Consider the following 8,087-nt stretch of genomic DNA (forward strand, 5'->3'; position numbering starts at 1 on the left):
TCGAGCTCATGCAAGCCGCTCTATTCGAAGATTACCGCCGCCTCAAAGCCACCCAATCCATCGAACGCAAGATCGAGATCAAGCGAGAGATCCTGCCCCACTACGCCGACTACATCGCCGGGGTATTGGAAGCCGGGCAAGGCGCCCAGGACGATGTATTGATGCGCATCATGTCTGGCGTATTGATGCCGGTGACCTGGGCGGCGCCATTGCGATCGCCCGCTATGCCTTGAAGCACGGCCTCACCCCGCCGGATCAATTCGAGCGCGGTACCGCCGCCATCATCGCCGAAGAGGTTGCCGAGCAGGCACTCAAGCAATTGGATGCGGAAGGGGCTGATTACCTCACGTTGCTCGCCCACCTCATTGAGGTAGAACAGCTCACCCAAGGCGCCGATATGCACGACCAGATCCGCGCCAAGCTGTTCAAGGCTTTGGGGTCTGCACTGCGCGCCGCCGGTCAACTGCCTGAAGCACATGCCAACCTTACCCGTGCGCTTGAGCTCAACGACCGCATAGGCGTGAAGAAAGACCTCGAACGCCTGGAACGCGAGCTGAAACAAAACGCTGCGCAGCCAAAGGCTGACAGCTAACCGAGTCGACCGCCGACGTCAGGGGGCGCGACGTGAGAGCAAAGCGGCAACGCTCGTGCTCAAACGACGCCCACCCCCTTCTTAACCCTGTCGGTCTAACAGGTGGCCACCATGTTTCCGAACAGCACCACCCACAACAGCGCACCGGCGGATGATCAGCTGGACGTCATCACCAACAATGGCTTCTGGCCGGACATCGACCCCAACGCCTTCCGCGAAGAGGAGCGCGTGTTCAAGGTCACACCGCCGCGCTTACGCCAATCGCTGCGTGCTGCCACGGCCGATGTGAACCGCCAGTTGGCCAACTACCAGCACGAACAGCAGCAGGCCGGGCGGTTGACCTGCGATGCCATTCCGCCCGAGGTCTGGCAAACACCAGGCGACATCTCATTGCTATACACCCGCGCCGTTTACGCCCAAGCCCAGGCGGATCTCTTAGAGCGCTACCGCGACGCCTCAGCAACAGGCAAGGGGGATGAACGCGGCGAAGCCAAAGACCTGGCCGCCGATGACTACCGCGCCGATGCCCGCTGGGCCATTGCCGAATTAGTCGGCCGCACGCACACCACCGTTGAGCTGATATGAACCGCACCATGCGCGCCCACCAAGGCGAAACGCTGGATGCCCTGCTCTATCGCGTGTACGGCAAAACCGCCGCCATCACCGAGCAAACGCTTCAGCTCAACCCGCAACTAGCTAGCCAAGGGCCGGTACTGAAAGAAGGCACGCTGGTCACGCTGCCACCGCCGCCGGAAACACGCGAAACCAAACCGCCAAAAATCCAGCTTTGGAACTGAGGGAGCCCATGAGTCACCCCTATGAAATCACCACCGAGAGCGTCAAAGCCGCACCACCGGCCGTCGTCTCCCTGTTGCATGTAGGCGGCATGACACCCGCCGACTGGGTCACGGTACTCACGCTGCTCTATCTCGCCCTGCAGATTGGCTTGCTCGTGCCGCGCTACCTGAAACGCATCCGCAACTACTGGGAGCGCCGCCATGGGAATTAAAAGTCGCATCGCCATCGGAGCCACCGCCGGTGCCATCAGTCTCGCCACCGCTATCGTGTCGTTTTATGAAGGGTATGAACCCACCGCCTACCGCGACCCAGTAGGCATCCCTACCATCTGCTATGGCCACACTGAAACGGCACGCATGGGGCAAACCCTCAGCCAGGCCAATTGCACCGAGCTGCTGCAGGATGACCTCGGTGTCGCCTTCGATGCCGTTGACCGACGCGCCCAGGTCGAACTACCGCCACCCACCCGCGCCGCGCTCGCCTCCTTTGTTTACAACGTAGGGGAAGGCAACTTCGCCCGCTCCACCCTCCTGCGCAAACTTAACCGGGGCGACCTGCGCGGCGCATGTCATGAGCTAACCCGCTGGGTCTATGCAAAGGGTAAGCGACTCAATGGCCTAGTGAAACGTCGCGCCACTGAACGGGAGGTCTGCCTGGCCGGATTGGAACAGGAGCCAACCTCATGACCCGCCTTATTGCCGCCCTCGCCATTCTGGGTCTGGTGCTGCTGGTCACCTGGGCACTCTGGCAACGCACCAACGCCGCCGAAGCCCGCGCGGATCTCGCAGAACAGCAGCTTACCGAATCCCAACAACGGGAACAGGAAAGCCTCGTCGTGATTGACGCCCTATGGGAAAACGCCCGCCGTCTGGAAGCTCAGCGCCGTGCGCTGGATAAGCAACAGGCAGCGCTAACCCGCACCGCCTCCAATCGCCAAGCCACTATTGAGGAACTGCAACGTAAAACGCCACACTTCGCGCTTGGGCTGGCACTCGCCTGCCTGCTGCTGTTATCCGGCTGCGCCGCCGCCCCGCCGTCACCGGTGCCGATGCTTACCATCAATCAGTGCGCAACCCCGAGCCCCTGCAGCCTGCCAGCGAGTAACCCGCACACCAACGGCGAACTGCACCTGCAACTGGAACGCACCGAAGCCGCCTGGGCACAGTGCGCCGCCGAAGTCGACGCCATCATCCACTGCCAAAGCGAAGCCCCCCATGATCAACCTACAATCACTACGCCACCACCTGCTGAACGCCGTGCCCGAGCTAAAGCGCAACCCAGAGCAACTTCACACCTTCGTGAATGACGGTAAGATCAAATTCGCACGCGGCCAGAACCTGAGCCACCAATACACCGTCGACGCCCAAATCATCATCACCGACTACAGCGGCAGCCTCGACACCGTGATGATCCCGCTGCTGCAATGGCTCAACAGCTACGAACCTGACCTGGTGACCGATGAAGCCGTGCAAATAGAGGCCGAGATTTTAAGCAACACCCATTGGGATCTCGCACTGACTGTGCAATTAACCGAGCGTGTGGTCGCCAAGGTGGATTGCCAAACCGGCAGCATCGATGCCCAGCACCAAATGCCCGAATATCCCGCCGATGCCTGCCCCTCAAAAAGCTGGCAGCTCAACATCAAGCACCCTGGGAACGACGACTACACGCTTGAGTCAGCCTGGGAAAGCCCCGCATGAGCGACGAACTCCAACAGCTCGAAGAGTGGCTCTCACCACTCATCAATAAGCTAAGCCCCACAGAGCGCCGCATCCTGGCAAGGGAAGTCGCGCGGGATCTGCGCATCGCCAACCGCGAACGCATCAAGGCCCAAACCAACCCCGACGGCACTCCGTTTGAGCCCCGCACAGAATTACGTGGGCGAAGCGGCCGCATCCGCCGAAAAGCCATGTTCACCAAGCTGCGCACTGCTAAGTATCTGCGAATCAAAACCAGCGCCGACGAAGCGGCGGTAGGCTTTATAGGCCGTGTGGCTAGAATTGCCCGCGTTCACCACTATGGCCTACGCGACCGTGTCGAACCCGGTGGCCCTAAACACCATTATGCTCGCCGGGAGCTGGTCGGCATCACTGCCTCAGACCGCGAACGTATTGGTAACAAAGTGCTGGAACACATCACCTGAAGAAATAACGTTTTTTACCAACGCTAGTCATAACGATGAGTTCTGTAGTAATTGTCATGAAAATACGAAGATTTCATGGGTTTCAATGCCCAGTGGAATCTAGCACCTCGACGAATACCGATAACGAAATCGAGCTTATCTTGGCTGTAATGGTGGTGAGAGAACCGTCGTCTCTCAAATTGTTTATTCCATAAAGGAGCAGTACCAAACCGGTCACCGAACCTCTGCAATATTGCTGCTTCGCAATCGAGGTATGTCTTTGGCTGGTTCTTAACCCTGGGTGTGGCTACACATATCTCGAAACAGTTATCACCAATAAGGTCTATCAGTTTGTTTGCCCAACTTCTGTGCTTAGATATACGCGATCCAACACTGCCCTCCCCAACGTAGATTGCCGGAGACTCCCCTCCTGGATAACTAATTGCAAACCTTCCTGCTAGGCGAATTACATACACGCTTCGATTTAGATAGTTGGCATTCGCTCCTGCTTCAATAAGCCTTGGCTGAACATCCTTAGTCCATGACTGACTAGGTAACCACTCCACACAAGTCCAGCTTAAAGGTACCGTAATAGCGTTCTTCATTGTTGCTCCCTATTTTTTGTAGCAACCATTGTAGGCTTCCATCCGCACAACGCCCACCGCTACCCATACGCGCGAAGCCATCGCAGCATGGCCGCATGAACAACGTGCCGAACTACTCCGCCTGATTGAAAACCTGCTGCGCCTTGGCTCCATTGCTGAGGTAGACCACGGCGCGCCCGGTGAACGCCTTCCCGCCGTGCGGGTGAAATCAGGGGCTTTGCTTACCGGCTGGCTCCCCTGGGCCGGTGGCCGCGCAGGCACTACTCGCGATTGGAACCCACCTACGAAAGGCGAGCAGGTAATGATCCTTTCCCCCGGCGGCGACCTCGCCAATGGCGTGGCCATACCCAGCCTCTTTCAGCTCAACCACCAGCCACCCAGCAACGACCCCGGCAAGATTGCCCGCGAGTTCCCCGACGGCGGATTGATCGAATACGACCACGCCAACCAGGTGCTCCGTATCAACCTCCCTAGCCGCCTAGAAATCAGAGCCCCCGGCGGCACCCAGTGGATAGGCGGCATTAGCCACACAGGCGACATGCAGCGTAAGGGCAGCTACATGCAACAAGGCGGTAGCCATACCCACAACGGCAAGAACACCGGCAGCGACCACAAGCACAGCGGCGTTCAGAGTGGGCCTGCCAATACAGGAGGGCCGGTTTAATGGCAGGCATGAACGTCACCACCGGCAAACGCCTGGAAGGCATCGACCACATCCGTCAGTCAGTGGCAGACATCATCACCACGCCGATTGGCTCCCGCGTCATGCGCCGTGACTACGGCAGCCTGGTGCCCGAGCTGCTCGATAGACCGATGAATGACGCGCTGTTGATGCAGCTCTACGCCGCCACCGTGATTGCGGTATCCCGCTGGGAACCACGAATTCAAATCACCGGCACCCGACGCACCATAAGCACTCAACAGCCTGGCGCTTCCGTGATTGAGCTGCAGGGCAAAACCGCCGATGGCCAATCACTCAGCGTAGGAGTGCCCATCGCATGAACAGCCCTATCGACCTCTCCCGGCTCCCCGCACCCAACATCATTGAGCCACTCGATTTTGAAACTCTCCTGGCTGAGCGCAAAGCGCGGCTTATCGCCCTCTACCCCGAAGAGGAGCGGGACGCCATTACCGAGCTGCTTGCCCTGGAATCCGAACCGCTGGTCAAGCTGCTGGAAGAGAACGCCTATCGCGAGCTAGTGTTGCGTCAGCGAATCAACGAAGCGGCCCGCGCCGTAATGCTGGCCTATGCCAAAGACGCCGACCTGGAACACCTTGGCGCGCTATTTGAGGTGGGCCGCTTGGTTACCGACCCCGGCAAACCGGATGCCATTCCACCGGTACCGCCCAGCTATGAAAAAAACAGCGAACTACGCCGCCGCATTCAGCTATCGCTGGATGGGCTTAGCACCGCAGGCCCGGCGCAGGCGTATGTGTTTCATGCCCTATCTGCCAACGGCAACGTCAAGGATGCCAGCGTCTCAAGCCCCGCCCCCGGCCAGGTCGTGGTGACGGTACTCGCTCGCGATAACGGTGGCCTGGCCGATGCCACCTTGCTGGAGGCCGTCAGCCAGGCCGTCAATGCCGAAGACGTGCGCCCACTCACCGATCAGGTCAGCGTCCAAGCCGCCGAGATCCTCAACTACGCCTTGGATGCCACCCTCTACCTCTACCCCGGCCCCGACAGCACCGTGGTACTCGCCGAGGCCCGCGCCCAGGCAGAGGCCTACACCTCCGAACAGCACCAGTTGGGCCGTGATGTCACTCTTTCAGGGCTATACGCCGCGCTGCGCCGCCCCGGTGTGCAGCGCGTCGAGCTGACCAGCCCCATCGACTCGTTAACCGTCACTCCTCAGCAGGCGGCGCACTGCAGCGGCATCACGCTGCGCGAGGGGGGCATTGATGAGTAACGCCACCCTGCTACCACCCAACACCACGGCGCTGGAGCGCCGCACCGCCCAGGTAAACGGGGGTATCAGTGACCTCGATACGCCGCTGCGAGATCTCTGGCGGCCCGACACCTGCCCGGCACCCCTGTTGCCCTGGCTGGCCTGGGCGCTGAGCGAAGACGAATGGGACGCTAAGTGGAGCGAGAACCGCCAGCGTCGCGCCATTAAGGCCGCCATTGGCGTGCATCGTCGCAAAGGCACCATTGGCGCGGTGAAGCGGGCCCTGGCGGCCATTGACTACGACGTATCGCTGATTGAGTGGCACCAGGATGAACCGCCAGGCGCGCCCTACACCTTCCGCGCCGAAGCGATCATCGAAGACCGCGGCCTGGACGCCGCCACCCAGGCCGAGATTATCCGCCTGATCAATGCTGCCAAGGACGCCCGCAGCCATCTCACCAAGCTGCGCCTGATCGGCAGCCTCTAGGGGCAGGTCTACCTCACAGGGTGGGAACAATCTTCCGACACGGTATCGGTGCTGTCGCTACAGATCACGGAAGCTGAGGTGCCACCAACGCCTTATTACCTTGGCGCCACGACCACTGCCTACGACACCACCACGGTACAACCATTATGAGCCAATTCTTTACCCTGCTGACCGCCACCGGCCAAGACCTTCTCACCCAGGCGATGGGCTTCGGCCAACAGATTGAACTGACCACCATGGCCGTGGGGGATGGCAACGGTACCGCCACCTCGCCTACCGAGGCCCAAACCACGCTGAAACGTGAGGTTTACCGTGCAGGTGTCTCCAGCCTGATTGTTGACCCCCAGAACCCCCACTGGCTGGTCGCCGAGCTGGTGATACCCACGGATATTGGTGGCTGGACAATCCGCGAGATCGGCCTTTTCGACGTCAACGGGAACCTGTTCGCAGTGGGAAATTTCCCCGAAACCTATAAGCCAACCTTAACCGATGGCAGCGGCCGAGAGATCACCGTGCGCATGACGATCCAGGTCAGCGACACCGCTTCCGTCACCCTCACCGTCGATCAGTCGGTGGTGTTTGCGACCCGTACTTACGTCGACAGCAAGGTGCAGGCACACGAACAGAGCCGCAACCATCCCGCTGCCACCACCACGGCCAGAGGCTTCGTCGAGATGGCCACCAGTGCCGAAGCAGTCGCTGGGACAAGCACCGCGCATGCGGTGACCCCGGCCGGGGTAAAAGCTCACGTTGCTCATCAGCTCGATAACTATGGCAACACCGTTGATGGGAAGCTCGCTGTACTAGCCAGCCGGATTCGTCTGAAAACCTACTTTATGGGGCAAAACTGATGTCAGGAAAGCTAGGCTCGGCGGCCCTTGCCGCTGACACCACCACCACGGTTTACACCGTGCCAGCCAGTACCGTGGCGACACTCAATATCGCCTTGGTTAATCGAGGCCCAGATCCCGCCAAAGTCCGTGTGGCCGTAACAGATGATGCCGCACCCAGTGACGCTGATTGGATTGAGTACAACGCCACAATCCCGGCAAATGGTGGAGTATTGGAGCGTACCGCCCTGGTCGTAGGTACGGGCGAGAACATCATCATTCGCAGCGACACGGGCACAGTCAGCGCCCGCGTGTATGGCTTTGAGGAGGCTGAATAATGGGGCGAGTATTAGATGTAGGAGCGCAATTTCAAATAGACAGCACACCTCTTGGGGGGTTAGCAGACATTTTGCAGCCAGGGATTCGCTATCGTCCCATAAACACTCACGTCGCTAGGTCTAAATATCAGAGCTTGGCTAAAGAGTTCCCAAGCTACTCCGGCGGCTCTGCATATTCTGAGACCCTTATCAATGCCAACTACAGCATAACTGCTGCAGGTTTTGGTAATGGAATATTCGCCGTTGGCAACGCTGATGGTGAGATATTTTTATCAAAAGATGGTCGGTCATGGACAAATAAAACAATAGGCCTAACTGGAAGCAAAGTTGATCAAATCGATATGATGGGTGGCTTTTGGTTCTGCCGTGTCGGTAGTGCTATATATGTTTCCAAAAATCTAAGGAAGCTCTGAAAAAGTCACTGCC

Annotated in this window: 14 protein-coding genes and 1 pseudogene; all 15 read left to right on the forward strand. The window is 59.1% G+C overall.

Translation table 11 applies throughout. The features are described 5' to 3' along the window. Positions 1 to 8: 8 nt before the first annotated feature. The 15 genes and pseudogenes from gpM to B4967_RS02910 all read left to right on the forward strand — a co-directional run bounded on the left by gpM (position 9) and on the right by B4967_RS02910 (position 8,074). Positions 9 to 592: pseudogene (gene gpM / locus B4967_RS02840) on the forward strand (phage terminase small subunit). Between the two features lie 111 nt (positions 593 to 703). Beyond that, complete coding sequence (locus B4967_RS02845; protein WP_083023415.1) at positions 704 to 1,177, forward strand: head completion/stabilization protein; 474 nt, start codon at positions 704 to 706, stop codon at positions 1,175 to 1,177. Next, positions 1,174 to 1,389, forward strand: a complete 216-nt coding sequence (locus tag B4967_RS02850; protein ID WP_083023417.1) for a tail protein X — start codon at positions 1,174 to 1,176, stop codon at positions 1,387 to 1,389. Before B4967_RS02845 ends, B4967_RS02850 begins: the two co-directional genes overlap by 4 nt. A gap of 8 nt (positions 1,390 to 1,397) precedes the next feature. Beyond that, positions 1,398 to 1,601 (forward strand): hypothetical protein, encoded by a 204-nt coding sequence (locus B4967_RS02855; RefSeq protein ID WP_083023419.1) that lies wholly within the window; start codon positions 1,398 to 1,400, stop codon positions 1,599 to 1,601. After that, positions 1,591 to 2,076 (forward strand): lysozyme, encoded by a 486-nt coding sequence (locus B4967_RS02860; protein WP_083023421.1) that lies wholly within the window; start codon positions 1,591 to 1,593, stop codon positions 2,074 to 2,076. Before B4967_RS02855 ends, B4967_RS02860 begins: the two co-directional genes overlap by 11 nt. Further along, a complete protein-coding gene (lysC, locus tag B4967_RS18195; RefSeq protein WP_207953564.1) occupies positions 2,073 to 2,696 on the forward strand; it encodes an Rz1-like lysis system protein LysC in 624 nt (207 codons plus the stop codon). Before B4967_RS02860 ends, lysC begins: the two co-directional genes overlap by 4 nt. Next, positions 2,605 to 3,090, forward strand: a complete 486-nt coding sequence (locus B4967_RS02870; RefSeq protein WP_083023423.1) for a phage tail protein — start codon at positions 2,605 to 2,607, stop codon at positions 3,088 to 3,090. Before lysC ends, B4967_RS02870 begins: the two co-directional genes overlap by 92 nt. Further along, entirely contained in the window at positions 3,087 to 3,533 is a 447-nt protein-coding gene (locus tag B4967_RS02875; RefSeq protein WP_083023425.1) for a phage virion morphogenesis protein, read from the forward strand. Before B4967_RS02870 ends, B4967_RS02875 begins: the two co-directional genes overlap by 4 nt. A 708-nt stretch (positions 3,534 to 4,241) precedes the next feature. Then, on the forward strand, positions 4,242 to 4,781 hold the full coding sequence (locus tag B4967_RS02880) for a phage baseplate assembly protein V (protein WP_279384640.1): 540 nt from the start codon (positions 4,242 to 4,244) through the stop codon (positions 4,779 to 4,781). Next, complete coding sequence (locus B4967_RS02885; protein ID WP_083023428.1) at positions 4,781 to 5,119, forward strand: GPW/gp25 family protein; 339 nt, start codon at positions 4,781 to 4,783, stop codon at positions 5,117 to 5,119. The genes B4967_RS02880 and B4967_RS02885 overlap by 1 nt, the downstream gene beginning before the upstream one ends. After that, on the forward strand, positions 5,116 to 6,027 hold the full coding sequence (locus B4967_RS02890; RefSeq protein ID WP_083023430.1) for a baseplate assembly protein: 912 nt from the start codon (positions 5,116 to 5,118) through the stop codon (positions 6,025 to 6,027). Before B4967_RS02885 ends, B4967_RS02890 begins: the two co-directional genes overlap by 4 nt. Then, entirely contained in the window at positions 6,020 to 6,493 is a 474-nt protein-coding gene (locus B4967_RS02895; protein ID WP_083023431.1) for a phage tail protein I, read from the forward strand. The genes B4967_RS02890 and B4967_RS02895 overlap by 8 nt, the downstream gene beginning before the upstream one ends. Positions 6,494 to 6,639: 146 nt before the next feature. Beyond that, the gene (locus B4967_RS02900; protein WP_083023433.1) at positions 6,640 to 7,344 is read left to right on the forward strand and encodes a phage tail protein; all 705 of its coding nucleotides are present in this window, start codon (positions 6,640 to 6,642) and stop codon (positions 7,342 to 7,344) included. Continuing rightward, entirely contained in the window at positions 7,344 to 7,661 is a 318-nt protein-coding gene (locus B4967_RS02905) for a hypothetical protein (RefSeq protein WP_207953565.1), read from the forward strand. Before B4967_RS02900 ends, B4967_RS02905 begins: the two co-directional genes overlap by 1 nt. Next, entirely contained in the window at positions 7,661 to 8,074 is a 414-nt protein-coding gene (locus tag B4967_RS02910; RefSeq protein ID WP_083023437.1) for a hypothetical protein, read from the forward strand. Before B4967_RS02905 ends, B4967_RS02910 begins: the two co-directional genes overlap by 1 nt. The last annotated feature ends 13 nt before the right edge of the window (positions 8,075 to 8,087 follow it).

Origin of the sequence: Vreelandella lionensis, from assembly GCF_002087295.1 — a bacterium.
In the GTDB taxonomy this organism is placed as follows: Bacteria; Pseudomonadota; Gammaproteobacteria; order Pseudomonadales; family Halomonadaceae; genus Vreelandella; species Vreelandella lionensis.